Raw genomic sequence first — 17,701 nt, forward strand, 5'->3', positions numbered from 1 at the left:
CACATGTCAGAACAAAACAACACAGAAATGGCGTTCCAGATCCAACGTATTTATACCAAGGATGTTTCTTTCGAAGCGCCGAGTGCGCCGCACGTGTTCCAGAAAGACTGGCAGCCGGAAGTTAAACTGGATCTGGATACTGCGTCCAGCCAGCTGGCTGAAAGCGTTTATGAAGTGGTCCTGCGTGTTACCGTAACCGCAAGCCTGGGCGAAGAAACCGCATTCCTGTGCGAAGTGCAGCAGGCGGGTATCTTCTCCGTTGAAGGCATTGACGGTTCGCAGATGGCGCATTGCCTGGGTGCATACTGCCCGAACATTCTGTTCCCGTATGCCCGCGAATGCATCACCAGCCTGGTTTCCCGTGGGACTTTCCCGCAGCTGAATCTGGCGCCGGTTAACTTTGACGCGCTGTTTATGAATTATCTGCAGCAGCAGTCAGGCGAAGGTGCTGAACAACATCAGGATGCCTGATGAACGCACGTAATGCTTCAATGACTGTGATCGGTGCCGGCTCTTACGGCACCGCTCTTGCTATCACTCTGGCCCGCAATGGTCACGAGGTGGTTCTGTGGGGCCACGACCCTCAGCATATCGCGACGCTGCAGCGCGATCGTTGTAACGTGGCTTTCCTTCCCGATGTTCTCTTCCCCGACACGCTCCACCTGGAAAGCGACTTAGCCACCGCGCTGGCGGCCAGCCGCGATATTCTGGTGGTCGTGCCGAGCCATGTCTTTGGTCAGGTACTGGCGCAGATTAAACCGCTGATGCGCAGCGATGCGCGGGTGGTCTGGGCGACCAAAGGGCTGGAAGCGGAAACCGGACGCCTCTTGCAGGATGTCGCCCGCGATGCGCTGGGCGAGTCGATCCCACTGGCGGTCATTTCCGGCCCGACCTTTGCGAAAGAGCTGGCAGCGGGTCTGCCGACGGCCATCTCCCTGGCCGCGACCGATGAGACTTTCGCTGAAGATCTTCAGCAGAAGCTGCACTGCGGTAAAAGCTTCCGCGTTTACAGCAACCCTGACTTTATCGGCGTCCAGCTTGGCGGCGCGGTGAAGAACGTGATTGCAATTGGCGCGGGGATGTCTGACGGCATCGGCTTTGGTGCGAACGCCCGTACGGCGCTGATCACCCGTGGGTTAACCGAAATGTCGCGTCTTGGCGCGGCGCTGGGGGCCGATCCTGCCACCTTTATGGGGATGGCGGGGCTTGGCGATCTGGTGCTGACCTGTACCGATAATCAGTCGCGCAACCGCCGTTTCGGCATGATGCTTGGCCAGGGCAAGGATGTCGATGGCGCACAGCAGAGCATCGGCCAGGTGGTCGAAGGTTACCGCAATACCAAAGAAGTCCGCGAGCTGGCACATCGTTTTGGTGTCGAAATGCCCATTACCGAGGAAATTTATCAGGTATTGTATTGCGGAAAAAACGCGCGCGAGGCAGCATTGACCCTGTTAGGCCGCGCCCGTAAGGATGAACGTAGCAGCCGTTAATCCCCCTCTGTACTGACGATCAGGCCATCAGAGAGTGGCCGATCGCTTTTTATCGTCTGGAGCAAGCAATGCCGTGTGAAGAACTGGATACCGTCTGGAACCATATTAAAGCGGAGGCCCGTGCGCTGGCCGACTGCGAGCCAATGCTGGCCAGTTTTTATCACGCGACGCTGCTCAAGCACGAAAACCTCGGCAGTGCGCTGAGCTATATGCTGGCTAACAAGCTGGCATCACCCATTATGCCCGCTATCGCCATCCGCGAAGTGGTTGAAGAGGCCTACGCTGCCGACCCGGAAATGATCGCCTCCGCCGCCTGTGATATTCAGGCGGTGCGTACTCGCGACCCGGCGGTGGATAAATACTCCACCCCGCTGCTCTATCTGAAAGGTTTCCACGCCCTGCAGTCCTACCGTATCGGCCACTGGCTGTGGCATCAGGGCCGTCGTGCGCTGGCGATTTTCCTGCAAAATCAGGTGTCGGTTACCTTCCAGGTCGATATCCATCCGGCGGCAAAAATTGGCCGGGGGATCCTCTTCGACCATGCAACCGGAATTGTGGTGGGGGAAACGGCGGTCATTGAAGACGACGTCTCTATCCTGCAGTCGGTCACCCTCGGCGGTACCGGTAAAACCAGCGGCGACCGTCACCCGAAAATCCGTGAAGGCGTGATGATTGGCGCCGGAGCGAAGATCCTCGGCAATATCGAAGTCGGACGCGGGGCCAAAATTGGTGCCGGTTCCGTGGTGCTACAGCCCGTTCCGCCGCATACCACCGCCGCAGGCGTACCGGCACGTATCGTCGGCAAGCCGGAAAGCGACAAGCCGGCGATGGATATGGATCAATATTTCAATGGGATAAACCACGGCTTCGAAAATGGAGACGGTATTTAATCCCGCAGTACGGCGCCCGCATATCCCAGCTGGCGCCAGGCTTCATACACCACCACCGACACCGCGTTAGACAGATTCATGCTGCGGCTGTCCGGCATCATCGGAATACGAATTTTTTGCGTCGCGGGCAGGGCATCGAGGATGGTGCCCGGCAGACCGCGCGTTTCCGGGCCAAACATCAGATAGTCGCCGTCCTGATAGCTTACCGCGCTGTGGGCGGGCGTACCTTTGGTGGTCAGGGCAAACAGGCGCTGCGGCTGCTCTGCGGCCTCGAAGGCGGCGTAGTCCTTATGGCGGGTCACGGCGGTAAACTCGTGGTAATCCAGTCCGGCACGACGCAGGCGCTTATCGTCCCAGGCAAAGCCCATCGGTTCGATAATATGCAGACGAAAGCCCGTGTTGGCGCACAGGCGGATGATATTCCCGGTATTGGGTGGGATTTCCGGTTCGAATAAAACGATGTTAAGCATACTGCCCCCTTAAATAGCGGGGGCAGGATAGCGCATAACGCTTACGGTGTCAGCGGAGCCAGCGCCGCCGTCAGCTGCGCCTTCTCCTGTACCAGCGAATCCTTGCTGATTTCGCTAATCGATCTTGCCCCGGTCAGGGTCATGGCGACCTTCATCTCTTTTTCGATCAGATTCAGCAGATTTGCCACGCCCTGCTGCCCGTGGGTGGCCAGCGCATAGAGATACGCGCGGCCCAGCAGGACGCTGTCAGCGCCAAGCGCAATCATACGCACCACGTCCAGACCGTTACGGATACCGCTGTCGGCGAGGATCGCGATATCCCCTTTTACCGCGTCGGCGATAGCGGGCAGGGCGCGGGCCGAGGAGAGCACGCCGTCCAGCTGGCGGCCACCGTGGTTGGAGACCACAATCCCGTCAGCGCCGAAGCGAACGGCGTCGCGGGCGTCTTCGGCATCGAGGATCCCCTTGATCACCATCGGACCGTCCCAGAATTCGCGGATCCACTCCAGGTCTTTCCAGGAGATGGAGGGATCGAAGTTATTCGCCAGCCAGCCGATGTAATCTTCCAGCCCGGTAGGCTTCCCGAGATAGGTGGAGATATTGCCCAGATCGTGCGGGCGGCCGTTAAGGCCGACGTCCCAGGCCCACTGCGGATGGGTCACCGCCTGCCAGTAGCGGCGCATCGCCGCGTTTGCACCGCTCATACCGGAATGGGCGTCACGGTAGCGGGCGCCGGGGGTGGGCATATCGACGGTAAACACCAGCGTGGAGCAGCCCGCCGCTTTAGCGCGCTCAAGGGCGTTACGCATAAAGCCGCGATCGCGCAGGACGTACAGCTGGAACCACATCGGGCGCTTGATGGTCGGGGCCACTTCTTCAATCGGGCAGACGGAAACCGTCGACAGCGTAAACGGAATCCCTTTTGCGTCAGCGGCGGCGGCGGCCTGTACCTCACCGCGGCGGGCGTACATTCCGCACAGGCCGACCGGCGCCAGAGCCACCGGCATCGACAGCGTCTCGTTAAACAGGGTGGTTTCCAGACTGAGATCGGACATGTTCTTCAGGACGCGCTGGCGCAGCGCGACCTGGGACAGATCCTCGACGTTACGGCGCAGGGTATATTCGGCATAGGCACCGCCGTCGATATAGTGAAACAGAAACGGCGGCAGAATGCGTTGGGCCGCGGCCCGATAATCGCTGGCTGCAGAAATGATCATCCTTCGTTCTCCCAGGGTTGTTCATTTTCACCCGGCAGGCGGGTAATACGCGCCAGACGGGCCTGATCTTCATCGAATTGTTTAATGGTGGCGTGAACAAAGCGCAGGTGTCCCATCATCGCTTTGCGTGCGCCTTCGGCATCACCGGCCAGAATCGCGTCCAGCACCGCCCGATGCTGCTCGGTCAGCCCGGCGAAGACCGGCGGCACCAGGTACATCCGCTGGCGGCTCTGCTTAACCGAGGATTGCAGCAGGTCGAAGAAGCCGCGCATGGTCTGCAGCAGCACCACGTTGTGCGAGGCCTCCGCTATTGCCAGATGGAAGCGGACATCCGCCTGCGAGGCCAGATCCGGGTCATCGCTCAGGGTGGCCTCGAAGCAGAGGCGAATCTTCTCTTTATCCGCCGCCGTCCCGCGCAGCGCCGCGTGCCAGGCGGTGCTGGCCTCGATGGCGTGGCGGGCTTCCAGAATGTCAAAGCTGTAGTCCGGATCGTCAGCCAGCAGCGTTTTCAGCGGCTGGACGATATTTTGTTCAGACCAGGCTTCATGCTGCCAGCGCACGAAGGTACCGCCGCCGCGGCGGCTCAGCAGGACGCCTTCGCTGACCAGTTTCGCCAACGCTTCGCGCAGAGAGTTGCGTGAAACGCCCAGTCGGGTCGCGAGCTGGCGCTCGGCGGGGAGCTTCATCCCCGCCTCCAGGTTTTGTTCTTCAATCAGCGCCCGGACCCGGTCAGCGACCTCGTCCACCAGGCGTCTGGGCATCACTATCATGGGATCATCCAGGTCAGGACATAGGCCTGCAGGGTGGTGATCACACCCACCATACAGGTGAAGATCAGGCTGTGTTTGACGGTAAAGCGGAACAGGTCCGACTCTTTCCCCACCAGGCCAACCGCCGCGCAGGCAATGGCGATGGACTGAGGCGAAATCATCTTGCCGGTCACGCCGCCGGTCGTGTTGGCCGCCACCATCAGCACGTCGGAGACGCCGATCTGCTGGGCGGCAGTCGCCTGAAGCGCGGCAAACAGCGCATTCGATGACGTATCCGACCCGGTCAGGAACACCCCCAGCCAGCCGAGGAACGGCGAGAAGAAGGGGAAGGCGCTGCCGGTATGGGACAGGGCCAGAGCCAGGGTCGATGACAGCCCGGAGTAGTTGGAGATAAACGCAAAGGCCAGCACCATCCCGATGGAGTAAATCGGCAGGGCCAGCTCTTTCAGGGTGCTGCCAAAGGTGTGAATGGCATCTTTCGGCTTCATGCGCAGCCAGGCGATAGAGAGCAGGGCAGCAAACAGGATCGCGGTGCCGGTGGCGGAGAACCAGTCGAACTTATACACCGCCGCATACGGCGTCGCGGCGCTGACCACCGGCGGCATACGCTCGACCAGCTTATCGAGATGCGGCACGGAAACCGTGACGACCCAATCGTACAAAGCGCCGCCCGGCGCAAACAGGGCTTTAAACGGCGGCACGCTCCAGATAGTCACAGTGGCGGTCAGGAACAGGAAGGGTGACCAGGCGCGCAGGATCTGCCCGGCGCTATAGCGAGTGCGTTCCGTGGTTGCTTCTTCCTGCCCTGCGGTATCAAAGCGGAAAATACGCACCGGCTGCCAGCGTCTGAGGAACAGCGTCAGACAGACCAGCGAGACCAGAGAGGAGATAATGTCCGGCAGCTCAGGGCCGATAAAGTTGGAGCTGAGGAACTGGGCAATGGCGAAGGAGCCACCGGCCACCATCACCGCAGGCCAGGTCTCTTTCACGCCGCGCCAGCCGTCCATAATCGCCATAATCCAGAACAGCACGATCACGGTCAGGAACGGCAGTTGACGGCCGACCATCTGGCCGATTTCAAAACTGTCCAGCCCGGTAACCTGACCGGCGACCAGAATCGGGATCCCCATTGCGCCGAAAGCCACCGGCGCGGTATTCACAATCAGGCACAGACCGGCGGCATAAAGCGGCTTAAAGCCCAGCCCGACCAGCAGAGCGGCGGTAATGGCAACCGGTGCGCCAAAGCCTGCCGCGCCTTCGAGGAACGCCCCGAAGCAGAAGCCTACGATGATCATCTGCAGGCGCTGGTCCGGCGTAATGGAGAGGATCGACGAGCGGATAATGTCGAACTGGCCGGTCTTCACCGAGATTTTGTAGACGAATACCGCGGCGATAATAATCCACGCGATAGGCCACAGGCCGTAGAAGAAGCCGTACACCACCGATGCCAGGGCGTTATTCACCGGCATATCGTAGAACAGCAGCGCCACGGCCAGGGCGATTGCCACGGTCCAGCTGGCGGCCACGTAGCCTTTCAGCTTCAGCTTAATCAGGGCGAAAAAGAAAAACAGGATCGGTAGCGATGCGATCAGACTGGACAGCCAGAGATTCCCGGCCGGGTCATAGTTTTGTTGCCAGAGGCTCATGCAGGTCTCCTGTGAACCACAATCTGATATGTCCGGCGGTGAGTCTGCGCTCATCTGGCGTCACATATTCTGTAAAAGTGGTCCTGCCAATATTGTAGTGTAGGGGTAATGACAATGAATGGTTAATCAGATGTTATTTTTAGGCAATGCAGATGTGACGCGATATTGGGGAACTGTGAACCATGAACCAGTATAAGGGAGAATTGGTTGGGCCAATTTCAGTGGGAGCGTTATGCCACAGTGATTTTTACCAGGCTGGCGTTGTTTCATTTCAGGTGCATGTTAAATTGACTATCGCTATATAAAAGAATACATATCGATGCCAGCTGGCAATCCCTTCAATAATAATGAGAAAACCCATGCCTCGTCTGATAACCAAAACCCTTACGCTTCTCACCCTGCTGTTAACCGCTGGTACCGCAAGTGCCGCTGAGCTTCACCTTTATGCCGGAGCCGGCCTGCGCCAGCCGGTTGAGGCGGTGGTCAAACAGTTTGAACAAAAAACCGGACACAACGTCGTGATTGAGTACGGTGGTTCCGGGCAGATACTGACGCGATTTAATCTGACCAAAACCGGGGATCTCTTCCTTCCGGGCTCTGCGGACTACGTTGAAAAACTGCAGCAGGAGGGGCAGGTGATTGCCGCTTATCCTCTGGTGCTCCATACGCCGGTCATGGTGGTGAGAAAGGCGACCGGTGGACAGATTCATACTCTGGCCGAGCTGGCAAAAAGCGATCTCAGGATCGGGATGGGCGACCCTAAAGCGATCGCGCTGGGTAAAAGCGGCGATAAACTGCTTGTCGCCAGCGGCTATGAGAAGGCCCTGAAAGAGAAGGTCGTTGTTCAGGCGACGACAATCAAACAGCTGATGATTTACTTACAGAATGGCGATGTGGATGCGGCGGTCATTGGCCGATCCGACGCGGTGAAGCACCAGGATACGCTAAACCTGCTGCCTTCGCCTGAGGGTACGCCGGAAGAAGTCGCCACGGTCGCGGTACTTAAAACCAGTGCCCATCCTGAGATCGCCGGGCAGCTGGCCACCTGGTTTGCTTCGCCGCAGGGGATAGCGGCGTTTACCGGACTGGGCTATCTGCCCGTTAAAAAAGGCTAACCGCAGGCATGGCCAGGCTGGCGCTACTTCCTCTGGCGATACTGCTTTTTTTAATTGTCGGGTCGCTGTTCTCACTGGTCACCCAGCTTAGCGTTGGTCAGTTTATTGGCCTGCTGGCCGATGAGGAGATTCAGTTTGCGCTGGTGCTGTCCGTGACCACCGCAATGATATCTCTGCTGCTGGCCTGCATGATCAGCCTGCCCGCCGCCTGGGCCATGACCCGCCTTCCGGTGCCGGGCAAGCGGGCGATCAACATCCTGCTGGATTTACCTATGGTGATGCCACCTCTGGTGGTCGGCATTGGCCTGCTGCTCCTGCTGGGTCGGGAAGGGGCCGTTGGGCAGTGGGTTCCGGGGCTTGCCCGATGGCTGTTCTCGCCCTTTGGGATCGTGATTGCCCAGACTTACGTGGCCAGCTCAATACTTACCCGCAGCGCGCTGGCGGCCTTCGCCTCTATCTCTCCGGCCTATGTGCACACGGCGTATAATCTGGGACTCACGCCGCTGAAAACGTTCTGTCTGGTGGAAATACCTCTGGTCTGGCGATCGCTGTTGAGCGGCTGCGTGCTGGCGATGTCGCGCGCGCTCGGCGAATTCGGCGCCACGCTGATGCTGGCCGGTGCCACCCGGCTGAAAACGGAAACCCTGCCGGTTGCCGTCTTCCTGAATATTGCCAGCGGCGACTTTCCCCTTGCGGTGGGCTGTGCCCTGCTGCTGATTCTGTTTTCAATGCTGCTGTTAATTGCGCTGCACCTGCTGCAGCAGAAGGATACCGTCCATGCTCAGCGTGAATAATCTTTCCTGCGGTATTCTGCAGGAGATCGACTTCTCGGTGGAATACGGGACCTGTACCGCCGTCAGCGGCCCGTCCGGGAGTGGAAAAACCACCCTGCTGAATGCCATTGTCGGCAATATCGCTTACACAGGCTCGATTACCATTGGCGGGAAATGCATGGACACGCAGCCTGTCTGGCATCGTCCCTGCCGCTATCTCAACCAGCGCCTCTACTTGTTCCCTTATCTGTCCATCGACAATAATCTGCGCCTTGCGCAGTACGCGGCCGGTAAGCCGCAGGACAGAGAAAAAAGAGCGGCGCTGTTAGCATTGATGGAAATTGGGCATTTAGCGAAACGCTATCCGGGGCAGATCTCCGGCGGCGAGCAGCAGCGTGCGGCGCTCGCCAGGGCGCTGATCGGCGAGCCGGGGATACTTTTGCTTGATGAGCCTTTTTCCAGCCTTGACTGGCCGGTGAGGCTGCGGCTGTGGAAGGTGATTCAGGAGATTCAGGCTCATCTTTCCGTGACGTTACTGCTGGTCTCACATGAGCCGCGAGAGATAGAGGCGCTGGCGCAGAATCAATTGACGCTCAGTGAAGGACGGCTGGTGCTTTAGCCCTCGCACTGAGGGCTGGCTGGAACCTTAAAACTCGGTCTTCGCGAAGCCGGTCATCTCTTTCAGATCCATTTCGCGGCCCAGGGCGGTCATCGGGTGTACCACCACCAGACCACGGGCGCTTTTTTTCAGCTTGCCCATATCGGCCTGCTCTTTTTTAGTGATTGCCCGGCGGAACGGCATGGCCATCAGTTTTTGCGCTTCTTGGCTCAGCTTCTGGCTACGAACGCCCTGCAGACGGGCGATCTCGGCTTCCAGAGTCTCTTTCTCTTTTTCCATTTCGGCGTACTTCTCTGCGCCTTCGACCAGCGGCAGGGAGGCCTGCTGGTGGCGGATCAGATCCAGACGGTCGCTCAGGCGCTTAATTTCGTTCTTTTCGATTTCTTTCATGACAAATAACTCTGAATTCGGGGAATTACCGCAAAGGATACACGATTGTGCGCAGGCTTACTTCTGAAACGCCTTTTTTAAGCTGATTCGGGAAATCAGCTCCGTCAGGGAAAGGACCATCGTTGAGCGCACGGCCTGCAGGTAACGCTGTTTTTGCATCACGTACAGATCGGCATCGCTGGTATCGAACAGCGGCATGGGCGGCAGGGCGCTGACGCAGTGCAGCTCACCGAAGGGGCCGAGAATTTCATCATCGGTAAAGGCGTATTCGCTGCCGTCGTCGTTCAGCTCTTCGCGTAGGGCCATCAGAAGCTCGGCGTCTTCGTACTCCGGCCTGCTGATCACGCCGAGGCCGTAGATCAGCTTCAGGCGCACCGAAAGGTCGCCCAGCGGCCCGCTGCCGTCAAGCAGAGGCTCCACGGCGTATTTCACCGCGTAGTCGTCTTTGCGGAACACCCGAAGGACCAGAATATTCACCGCCTCGGTCAGTAGCTCCACGGCGGCGATCAGGAAACTTCGTACGGTTTTGCCAGCATTCAGACGCTCAAGCACACGGTTTTCAAAGGCTTGCGTTTCTTCCATTATTGCCTGCATATCTGACAATCTTATTAACGGGCGCGGGAGCTCCCGCGCCTGAGTTAGCATCATGCCTTCGCGCTGTACGCGTTGACCGCCTCGATCACGGCATCGCTGTTGGTATCCAGGCCAGAAACCTGGGCCAGCGCGGCCTGCGGACCTTTGTCTGCGATAAGCGTCGCCAGTTCCTGGGCCTGCGGATCTTCCTCGCTGCGATAGTGCATCGCGGCGGCAATGCCCTCGACCAGGTTCGCACGCGGGAGGCCGTATTCCAGGGTGCCGAGCAGCGGTTTAATCAGACGGTCACCGGCGCTCAGTTTACGCAGCGGCTGACGGCCCACGCGCTCAACATCATCTTTCAGATACGGGTTTTCGAAGCGACCGAGGATCTTCTGGATATAGGCAGCGTGCTTATCGGCATCGAAGCCGTATCGCTTAATCAGAACCGCGCCGCTCTCTTCCATTGCGCCTTTCACGACCGCACGGATTTTTTCATCCAGGATAGCGTCGCGAATGGTCTGATGGCCGACCAGTTTTCCGAGGTACGCGGTTATAGCATGTCCGGTGTTCAGGGTGAAGAGCTTGCGCTCAACAAAGGCCATCAGGTTGTCGGTCAGCTCCATGCCCGGAATAGCAGGCAGCGTGCCTTTAAACTGGGTTTTATCGACAATCCACTCGCTAAAGGTTTCCACGGTCACTTCCAGCGGGTCGTTGGTGGCGGACGCAGAAGGCGGGACGATACGGTCAACGGCGGAATCGACGAAGCCGACGTGGGCTTCGACCCAGGCTTTGTCTTCCTCAGCCAGCGCGGCCAGAACGTGGCCTTTCAGCTGGGTGGTGCCGCGCACCATATTTTCACAAGCGATAATATTCAGCGGGGTCTCAATACCCTGGGCTTTACGCTTGGCCAGCCCTTTAGCAATGGCCGGAGCGATACGCTCCAGAACGACCGGGCCGACGGCGGTGGTGACAAGGTCAACCTGAGCAATCAGCTCAACGACTTCATCGCCAACGCTGCTGACGGCGTTAACGCCGGAGACGGTATCGACCTGCTCGTTTTCACCGACCACGTGCACCTGATAGCTATGACGGGCATTCAGGGCATCGAGCACGACCTGGTTCACATCGGCGAACGTCAGGGTAATCCCCGCGTCGGCAAGCAGTTTACCGATAAAGCCACGTCCGATATTACCTGCGCCAAAATGTAATGCTTTCATAGTATTAACCTTAATTAATGTTTTCACCCGAGAGGGCTGGGGTGAGGAACCACGTTAATTCCCCTCACCCAAGCCCTCTCCCCGCAGGGGGAGAGGGAAGGCAGATTATGCTTTCTTACCGGACAGCAGCGCGAGCACATCTTCCACATTTTTGGTGGTCGCCAGGCGCGCAATGACGGAATCGTCATCCAGCGCGTTGGTCAGGCTGGTAATCACCTGAATGTGTTCGTTATTGCGGGCGGCGATACCGATAACCAGACGGGCGATATCATCTTCTTCTTCACCGAAGCGAACGCCTTCCGGGTACTGGCAGAACACCACGCCGGTCTTCAGCACGCGGTCTTTTGCTTCCACGGTGCCGTGCGGAACTGCGATGGACTCGCCCAGGTAGGTCGGGGTCAGCTTCTCACGTTCCAGCATCGCGTCGACGTATTCTGGCTCAACGTAGCCACCTTTCACCAGTTGCTCACCGGCAAAGCGAATCGCCTCTTCTTTGTTAGCCGCGGTACGGCCAAGGAAGATGTTATCCGCGCCCAGTTTGAACAGGCGGCTATCGTCTGCGTCAAAGCTATCCTGCAGGCTGGTACGCACTTTCTCTTCGTTGTCCGTGTGGCGCTGGGCCGCAACCAGACGTTCAGTCAGGCCGGTATACAGACCGCTGTCGAGGAAGTTAGTCAGCGAGATATGCTGTGCCTGCGGAACCTGACGCATCGCACGCTCGGTCAGGTCACGGTGGGTAATGACCAGGTCTACGTCGGCCGGCAGGCTGTTAATGGCGCTGTTGGTGACGGAGATATGGCTCAGGCCCGCGTCCTGCACTTTCTTACGCAGTACGCCCGCGCCCATGGCGCTGGAACCCATACCGGCATCGCAGGCAACGATGATTTTACGCACGTGGCTCAGGTCGTTGGTGGCGTCGCCCGCGGTCGGCGCGGTGCCGCCTTTGGACTGGGCTTTCATGTCCTGCATGCGACGGTTAGCGGCTTCGATATCGTCTTCTTCTTTCACCTTGCTGGTTTTCAGCAGTACGGCAGCAATCACGAAGGAGACGGCCATTGCCGCAATAATGGCAATGATGTTAGCGAAGTAGGCGCCTTTCGGGGTCATCGCCAGCACCGCCAGGATGGAGCCCGGAGACGCCGGAGACACCAGGCCACCGCCCAGCACGCTCAGGGTGAACACGCCGGTCATACCGCCGAGGATAACGGCAATAATCAGACGCGGGTTCATCAGCACGTACGGGAAGTAAATTTCGTGAATACCGCCCAGGAAGTGGATGATTGCAGCACCACCAGCAGACTGTTTCGCGCTGCCACGGCCAAAGAACATATAGGCCAGCAGGATACCCATACCTGGACCCGGGTTAGCTTCGATCAGGAAGAAGATAGACTTGCCGAGATCGTGAGACTGCTGAATCCCCAGCGGCGAGAAGATACCGTGGTTGATGGCGTTATTGAGGAACAGGATTTTCGCCGGTTCAACAAAGATAGACGCCAGCGGCAGCATGTCATGGACAACCATGAAGTTAACGCCAGCCGCGAGGACTTTAGACAGCACCTCAACCGCCGGGCCAATGCCGAGGAACGCCAGCAGGGCGAGGATCATACCGATAATGCCGGCGGAGAAGTTATTCACCAGCATTTCGAAACCGGACTTGATCTTACCGTCTACGGCCGCATCGAATTTCTTGATGCAGTAGCCGCCCAGCGGGCCGGCAATCATTGCACCGAGGAACATCGGCATATCTGCGCCGACGATAACGCCCATGGTGGTAATCGCACCCACCACGCCGCCGCGCTCGCCGCCAATCAGGCGACCACCGGTATAACCGATCAGCAACGGCAGCAGATAGGTGATCATCGGGCCAACCAGTTTGGCCAGCGTCTCGTTAGGCAACCATCCCGTCGGAATAAATAAAGCGGTGATAATCCCCCACGCGATAAACGCGCCGATATTTGGCATCACCATATTGCTGAGGAAACGACCAAAGCTTTGCACTTTGATCTTGATATCGGATGACATAAAAACCCCTTCTTATGTTTGCTATCGCGCAGGCTTAATGCCCGAGGTTTGTTGTGAATCTGTCGGCAGAGGTAGCCGGACCCTGTTTGATGATGCGAAATCTGGCACCGAATTGCCCACCTGTCCAGAGAACGTCATTTAGTGTGATCTAAGTCACATTAATATAGGGGGTAGACCACGTAATAGAGTGATCGCGATCACAAATGACAAGCGTAAAAAAAGAACAATGCGCAAAAATCCCCCGTAGAACGACTGTTAATGTGATGTTATTCACATTTTGCACTCCCGCCTTTGTCTTATGTTTGTGATGTTGATCACAATTTATTTTCGCCAGGACTTTTCTTACTGTGATCGGCCACAAACTGTGGCATTGGCGAAAAAATGGGCTGTAACTCCCTTACATATAACGCAGGCTTCCGGGTCAGCCTGACAGGGAATTTTTTCATATTGATGAAACAGTTTATTCGCGCTTACGCCATACTGATCCTTTTGCGGCCATCAGGAGCAGGCAATGAAGTTAATCGGCAGCTACACCAGCCCTTTCGTGCGTAAGATTTCCGTGATCCTGCTGGAAAAGGGCATTACCTTCGAGTTTGTTAATGACCAGCCCTACAGCGAAGATAACGGGGTGGCGCAGTACAACCCGTTAGGCAAAGTCCCCGCGCTGGTCACCGGTGAGGGCGAGTGCTGGTTCAATTCGCCCATTATTGCCGACTATATTGAACTGCTGGATATCGCTCCGGCGATGCTGCCGCAGGATGCCAAAGCGGCGCTGAAGCTTCGCCAGCTGGAAGCTCTGGCCGACGGTATTATGGATGCGGCGCTGGTTTCGGTCCGCGAGCAGGCGCGCCCGCCACAGCAGCAGTCAGAAACGGAGCTGTTGCGTCAGCGGGAAAAAATCAATCGTGGCCTGGATGCCTTTGAGGTGCTGGTCGCCGAAGGGACCTTAAAAGTCAGCGATCTGAACCTGGCCACCGTCGCCGTTGCCTGCGCCATTGGCTATCTCAATTTCCGCCGCGTCGCGCCGGGCTGGTGCGTCGATCGGCCAAATCTGGTCGCGCTGGTAGAGAACCTGTTCCAGCGTGAAAGCTTTGCCCGCACCGAGCCGCCAAAAGCCTGATACCGCTTTGTGTCCACGGGAATAAAAAGGGTAAACTCCTCTCATCATTGATGATTCCCCTGATGGGAGGGGCAATCCACAGCCAGGTTATCGCATGACAGCCGATACGCATTCACTCTACACGCAGCTTCCGGGCACCGACCGTTTATTACGTGAAAGTACCTTTACCCCTCTGCTTGAGGGCTGGGGCCACCAGCGGGTGGTCGATACGCTGCATCTGCTGCAGGATGAAGCCCGCACGGCGATCCGCGAACGCCAGCAGCTTCCCGGCTGGTGCGATAACTGGGCGCAGGCCACGCGAGAGCGTCTGGAAAAGCTGGAGCAGAGGGCGCTGCGTCCGGTCTTTAACCTGACCGGCACCGTACTGCATACCAATCTGGGCCGCGCTCTGCAGGCGGAAACCGCGGTTGAGGCGGTGGCGGAAGCGATGCGGATGCCGGTGACCCTTGAATACGATCTCGACGGGGCGGGACGCGGTCATCGCGACCGGGCGCTAGCGGATTTACTGTGCCGCCTGACCGGGGCGGAAGACGCCTGCATCGTCAATAACAATGCCGCCGCCGTGCTGCTGATGCTGGCAACGGTTGCGCCAGGCCGTGAGGTGGTGGTGTCCCGTGGTGAGCTGGTCGAGATCGGCGGGGCGTTTCGCATCCCCGACGTGATGCGTCAGGCAGGCTGTATTCTGCATGAGGTCGGGACCACCAACCGGACCCACGCCAAAGATTATCGCCAGGCTATCAATGACAATACCGGCCTGCTGATGAAAGTACACACCAGCAACTACAGCATCCAGGGCTTCACCAAAGCGGTGGATGAAGCGGAGCTGGCGGCCATCGGGGCGGAGCATAATGTGCCCGTCGCGGTGGATCTGGGCAGCGGTTCGCTGGTGGACCTCAGCCAGTACGGATTGCCGAAAGAGCCGATGCCCCAGGCGCTGATTGCCGCCGGTGTCAGCCTGGTGAGCTTCTCCGGCGATAAGCTGCTCGGCGGGCCGCAGGCGGGGATTATCGTCGGCAAAAAAGCGCTGATTGAACGACTCCAGCAGCACCCGCTTAAGCGTGCCCTGCGCGCAGACAAAATTATCCTGGCGGCGCTGGAAGCGACCCTGCGCCTCTATCTCCATCCGGAAACCCTGGCGCAGCGTTTGCCGACCCTGCGTCTGCTGACCCGCCAGGCCGAGGATATTCGTCGGCAGGCGGAACGACTCCTGCCGCAGCTCCTGGCCCACTACGCTGATTTTGATATTCAGGTAGAAGCCTGTCGGTCCCAGATAGGCAGCGGCTCGCTGCCGGTCGAGAGTCTGCCAGGCGCGGCGCTGACCTTTGCGCCGCGCGACGGACGCGGCAGTCGCCTTGAGGCGCTCGCCGCTCGCTGGCGGACGCTGCCCGTACCGGTAATTGGCCGAATTTATGATGGCCGCCTGTGGCTTGATCTGCGCTGTCTGGAAGACGAAACGCGCCTGCTGGAGATGCTACTACGATGATTATTGCCACCGCCGGTCACGTCGACCACGGCAAAACCACCCTGCTGGAAGCGATTACCGGCGTCAATGCCGACCGGCTGCCGGAAGAGAAACAGCGCGGGATGACCATCGACCTGGGGTACGCCTACTGGCCCCAGCCCGACGGCCGCGTGCCGGGGTTTATTGACGTACCGGGGCATGAAAAATTCCTCGCTAATATGCTGGCCGGGGTCGGCGGGATCGATCATGCCCTGCTGGTGGTGGCCTGCGACGACGGCGTGATGGCCCAGACCCGCGAACACCTCGCGATTCTGGCTCTGACCGGCAGGCCGACCCTGACCGTGGCCCTGACCAAAGCCGACCGGGTGGATGAGGCGCGCGTGGAGCAGGTGCGCATTCAGGTCGAGGCTGAACTGCAGGCGCTGGGTTTTGCCGCGTCGGGGCTGTTTGTTACCGCCGCGACAGCGCTGCGCGGCATCGACTCACTGCGTCAGCACCTGCTGGCTCTGGCGGAACGTCCACATCCTCAGCATCAGCGCTTTCGCCTGGCGATTGACCGGGCCTTTACCGTTAAGGGTGCCGGGCTGGTGGTTACCGGCACCGCGCTGTCGGGCGAGGTGAGCATTGGCGATTCGCTGTGGCTGACCGGCGCCGACAGGCCGATGCGGGTGAGGGGTCTGCATGCGCAGAATCAGCCGGTGGAACGGGCGTATGCCGGGCAGCGTATCGCCCTGAATATCGCCGGTGACGCAGAGAAACAGCAGGTGACGCGTGGGGACTGGCTGCTGGCGAGTGAACCGCCCGTACCCGTTGAACGTGCCATTATCGAACTACAAACGCTGACGCCGCTCACCCAGTGGCAGCCGCTGCATATTCATCACGCCGCCCGCCATATTACCGGTCGCGTCTCGCTGCTGGAGAACAATCTGGCGGAGCTGGTGCTGGATACGCCTCTGTATCTGGCGGATAACGACAGGCTGGTGCTGCGGGATATCTCCGCCCGCCAGACCCTGGCCGGGGCGCGGGTGGTGATGCTCAATTCTCCCCGTCGAGGCAAACGTAAGCCGGACTATCTGGGCTGGCTGGCTGGCCGTGCCGCCGCCCGGAGTGATGCGCAGGCGTTGGCCGTCCAGCTGGAGCGGGATGCGGTGTCGCTGGCTGAATTTGGCTGGGCGCGGCAGCTAAGCCCCGTGGGGCTGGCCGCGCTGGTTGAACAGCCTGGCCTGCTCCAGGCCGGTGGCTACCTGCTGGGTGCGCCGCTGGCGGCAGGCTGGCAGCGGAGGTTGCTGGAGGCGCTGACAGAATATCACCGCCAGCATCAGGATGAGCCCGGGCCGGGACGTGAACGCCTGCGCCGTATTGTCCTGCCGACGGAAGAGCCCACCCTGGTCCTGACGCTGATTGAGCAGATGCGTGCCAGCGGTGTTATTCACAGCCATCACGGCTGGCTGCATATGCCCGACCATAAACCCGGGCTCAGCGAGGAACAGCTTGCTGTCTGGCAGCGCGTGATGCCGTTGCTGGATGACGAAGCCTGGTGGGTGCGCGATTTAGCGCGGGAAACCGGCAGCGACGAACAAGTACTGCGCGGCGCGTTACTGCAGGTTGCCCGGATGGGGATGATTACGGCGATCGTCAAGGATCGCTACTATCGTCACGCCCGGATTGTTGAGTTTGCCGGGCTGATCCGCGAGCTGGACAGCCAGCAGGGCTCGACCAGCGCGGCGGATTTTCGCGACAGGCTGAACGTCGGACGCAAGCTGGCGGTGCAGATCCTCGAATATTTTGATCGTATTGGCTTTACCCGACGTCGCGGCAACGATCATGTCCTGCGCGATACGATGCTATTTCCTGCACAGGACACGGTATCCGACACCCTGATGTGATACCTGTCGTAAAGCGGAATATGCACTGGCGATTATTT

The 17,701-nt window shown here is 59.0% G+C and carries 17 protein-coding genes; 9 read left to right on the forward strand and 8 right to left on the reverse strand.

All coding sequences use genetic code 11. The features are described from left to right. Positions 1-3: 3 nt before the first annotated feature. The 3 genes from secB (at position 4) to cysE (ending at position 2,380) form a co-directional block, all read left to right on the forward strand. Positions 4-471 (forward strand): protein-export chaperone SecB, encoded by a 468-nt coding sequence (secB, locus tag EDF81_RS18885; protein WP_123349707.1) that lies wholly within the window; start codon positions 4-6, stop codon positions 469-471. Then, the gene (gene gpsA, locus EDF81_RS18890; RefSeq protein WP_123349708.1) at positions 471-1,490 is read left to right on the forward strand and encodes an NAD(P)H-dependent glycerol-3-phosphate dehydrogenase; all 1,020 of its coding nucleotides are present in this window, start codon (positions 471-473) and stop codon (positions 1,488-1,490) included. The genes secB and gpsA overlap by 1 nt, the downstream gene beginning before the upstream one ends. A gap of 68 nt (positions 1,491-1,558) precedes the next feature. Then, complete coding sequence (gene cysE, locus EDF81_RS18895) at positions 1,559-2,380, forward strand: serine O-acetyltransferase (RefSeq protein ID WP_123349709.1); 822 nt, start codon at positions 1,559-1,561, stop codon at positions 2,378-2,380. Here the strand turns inward: cysE and trmL are convergent. Genes trmL through lldP form a run of 4 tightly spaced genes read right to left on the reverse strand, consistent with a single transcriptional unit; the run spans position 2,377 to position 6,483 of the window. Then, positions 2,377-2,850: a tRNA (uridine(34)/cytosine(34)/5-carboxymethylaminomethyluridine(34)-2'-O)-methyltransferase TrmL gene (gene trmL, locus EDF81_RS18900; protein ID WP_123349710.1), complete on the reverse strand. Its 474-nt coding sequence runs from the start codon at positions 2,848-2,850 to the stop codon at positions 2,377-2,379. The genes cysE and trmL overlap by 4 nt on opposite strands. 41 nt (positions 2,851-2,891) lie before the next feature. Beyond that, complete coding sequence (gene lldD / locus EDF81_RS18905) at positions 2,892-4,067, reverse strand: FMN-dependent L-lactate dehydrogenase LldD (protein ID WP_123349711.1); 1,176 nt, start codon at positions 4,065-4,067, stop codon at positions 2,892-2,894. Next, entirely contained in the window at positions 4,064-4,837 is a 774-nt protein-coding gene (gene lldR, locus EDF81_RS18910; RefSeq protein WP_123349712.1) for a transcriptional regulator LldR, read from the reverse strand. Before lldR ends, lldD begins: the two co-directional genes overlap by 4 nt. Further along, a complete protein-coding gene (gene lldP / locus EDF81_RS18915) occupies positions 4,834-6,483 on the reverse strand; it encodes an L-lactate permease (RefSeq protein WP_123349713.1) in 1,650 nt (549 codons plus the stop codon). Before lldP ends, lldR begins: the two co-directional genes overlap by 4 nt. A 359-nt stretch (positions 6,484-6,842) precedes the next feature. Here lldP and modA point away from each other — a divergent pair, with 359 nt between their 5' ends. From modA to EDF81_RS18930, 3 genes are read left to right on the forward strand one after another with little or no spacing between them, the layout of a single operon-like run. Then, positions 6,843-7,598 (forward strand): molybdate ABC transporter substrate-binding protein, encoded by a 756-nt coding sequence (gene modA / locus EDF81_RS18920; protein WP_123349714.1) that lies wholly within the window; start codon positions 6,843-6,845, stop codon positions 7,596-7,598. Positions 7,599-7,606: 8 nt separating this feature from the next. Beyond that, positions 7,607-8,392: an ABC transporter permease gene (locus tag EDF81_RS18925; protein WP_123349715.1), complete on the forward strand. Its 786-nt coding sequence runs from the start codon at positions 7,607-7,609 to the stop codon at positions 8,390-8,392. Further along, the gene (locus tag EDF81_RS18930) at positions 8,376-8,990 is read left to right on the forward strand and encodes an ATP-binding cassette domain-containing protein (RefSeq protein ID WP_123349716.1); all 615 of its coding nucleotides are present in this window, start codon (positions 8,376-8,378) and stop codon (positions 8,988-8,990) included. Before EDF81_RS18925 ends, EDF81_RS18930 begins: the two co-directional genes overlap by 17 nt. Positions 8,991-9,017: 27 nt before the next feature. Here EDF81_RS18930 and EDF81_RS18935 read toward each other — a convergent pair whose 3' ends face one another. The 4 genes from EDF81_RS18935 to EDF81_RS18950 form a co-directional block, all read right to left on the reverse strand. After that, the gene (locus tag EDF81_RS18935; protein ID WP_123349717.1) at positions 9,018-9,380 is read right to left on the reverse strand and encodes a YibL family ribosome-associated protein; all 363 of its coding nucleotides are present in this window, start codon (positions 9,378-9,380) and stop codon (positions 9,018-9,020) included. A gap of 57 nt (positions 9,381-9,437) precedes the next feature. Beyond that, the gene (mtlR, locus tag EDF81_RS18940; protein ID WP_123349718.1) at positions 9,438-10,025 is read right to left on the reverse strand and encodes a mannitol operon repressor MtlR; all 588 of its coding nucleotides are present in this window, start codon (positions 10,023-10,025) and stop codon (positions 9,438-9,440) included. Further along, entirely contained in the window at positions 10,025-11,188 is a 1,164-nt protein-coding gene (gene mtlD / locus EDF81_RS18945; RefSeq protein WP_123349939.1) for a mannitol-1-phosphate 5-dehydrogenase, read from the reverse strand. The genes mtlR and mtlD overlap by 1 nt, the downstream gene beginning before the upstream one ends. Before the next feature lie 90 nt (positions 11,189-11,278). After that, on the reverse strand, positions 11,279-13,195 hold the full coding sequence (locus EDF81_RS18950) for a PTS mannitol transporter subunit IICBA (RefSeq protein WP_123349719.1): 1,917 nt from the start codon (positions 13,193-13,195) through the stop codon (positions 11,279-11,281). 511 nt (positions 13,196-13,706) lie between these two features. Between EDF81_RS18950 and EDF81_RS18955 the strand changes: the two genes are divergently transcribed. The 3 genes from EDF81_RS18955 (at position 13,707) to selB (ending at position 17,663) form a co-directional block, all read left to right on the forward strand. Then, positions 13,707-14,315 carry a glutathione S-transferase gene (locus EDF81_RS18955; protein ID WP_123349720.1) on the forward strand — a complete coding sequence of 203 codons (609 nt, stop codon included), beginning with the start codon at positions 13,707-13,709 and terminating at the stop codon, positions 14,313-14,315. 94 nt (positions 14,316-14,409) lie between these two features. Continuing rightward, positions 14,410-15,798, forward strand: coding sequence for an L-seryl-tRNA(Sec) selenium transferase (selA, locus tag EDF81_RS18960; protein WP_123349721.1), 1,389 nt, complete (start codon positions 14,410-14,412; stop codon positions 15,796-15,798). Further along, entirely contained in the window at positions 15,795-17,663 is a 1,869-nt protein-coding gene (gene selB / locus EDF81_RS18965; RefSeq protein ID WP_123349722.1) for a selenocysteine-specific translation elongation factor, read from the forward strand. The genes selA and selB overlap by 4 nt, the downstream gene beginning before the upstream one ends. Positions 17,664-17,701: the final 38 nt, after the last annotated feature.

It is taken from the genome of Enterobacter sp. BIGb0383 (assembly GCF_003751845.1).
In the GTDB taxonomy this organism is placed as follows: domain Bacteria; phylum Pseudomonadota; class Gammaproteobacteria; order Enterobacterales; family Enterobacteriaceae; genus BIGb0383.

What these genes read in the sequence shown, in the direction of transcription:
- EDF81_RS18950 (WP_123349719.1), bottom strand. Translation starts at nt 13,195, where the DNA reads ATGTCATCCGATATCAAGATCAAAGTGCAAAGCTTTGGTCGTTTCCTC.
- gpsA (WP_123349708.1), top strand. Translation starts at nt 471, where the DNA reads ATGAACGCACGTAATGCTTCAATGACTGTGATCGGTGCCGGCTCTTAC.
- mtlR (WP_123349718.1), bottom strand. Translation starts at nt 10,025, where the DNA reads ATGCTAACTCAGGCGCGGGAGCTCCCGCGCCCGTTAATAAGATTGTCA.
- selB (WP_123349722.1), top strand. Translation starts at nt 15,795, where the DNA reads ATGATTATTGCCACCGCCGGTCACGTCGACCACGGCAAAACCACCCTG.
- EDF81_RS18935 (WP_123349717.1), bottom strand. Translation starts at nt 9,380, where the DNA reads ATGAAAGAAATCGAAAAGAACGAAATTAAGCGCCTGAGCGACCGTCTG.
- secB (WP_123349707.1), top strand. Translation starts at nt 4, where the DNA reads ATGTCAGAACAAAACAACACAGAAATGGCGTTCCAGATCCAACGTATT.
- trmL (WP_123349710.1), bottom strand. Translation starts at nt 2,850, where the DNA reads ATGCTTAACATCGTTTTATTCGAACCGGAAATCCCACCCAATACCGGG.
- lldP (WP_123349713.1), bottom strand. Translation starts at nt 6,483, where the DNA reads ATGAGCCTCTGGCAACAAAACTATGACCCGGCCGGGAATCTCTGGCTG.
- lldD (WP_123349711.1), bottom strand. Translation starts at nt 4,067, where the DNA reads ATGATCATTTCTGCAGCCAGCGATTATCGGGCCGCGGCCCAACGCATT.
- modA (WP_123349714.1), top strand. Translation starts at nt 6,843, where the DNA reads ATGCCTCGTCTGATAACCAAAACCCTTACGCTTCTCACCCTGCTGTTA.
- EDF81_RS18955 (WP_123349720.1), top strand. Translation starts at nt 13,707, where the DNA reads ATGAAGTTAATCGGCAGCTACACCAGCCCTTTCGTGCGTAAGATTTCC.
- lldR (WP_123349712.1), bottom strand. Translation starts at nt 4,837, where the DNA reads ATGATAGTGATGCCCAGACGCCTGGTGGACGAGGTCGCTGACCGGGTC.
- selA (WP_123349721.1), top strand. Translation starts at nt 14,410, where the DNA reads ATGACAGCCGATACGCATTCACTCTACACGCAGCTTCCGGGCACCGAC.
- EDF81_RS18930 (WP_123349716.1), top strand. Translation starts at nt 8,376, where the DNA reads ATGCTCAGCGTGAATAATCTTTCCTGCGGTATTCTGCAGGAGATCGAC.
- EDF81_RS18925 (WP_123349715.1), top strand. Translation starts at nt 7,607, where the DNA reads ATGGCCAGGCTGGCGCTACTTCCTCTGGCGATACTGCTTTTTTTAATT.
- cysE (WP_123349709.1), top strand. Translation starts at nt 1,559, where the DNA reads ATGCCGTGTGAAGAACTGGATACCGTCTGGAACCATATTAAAGCGGAG.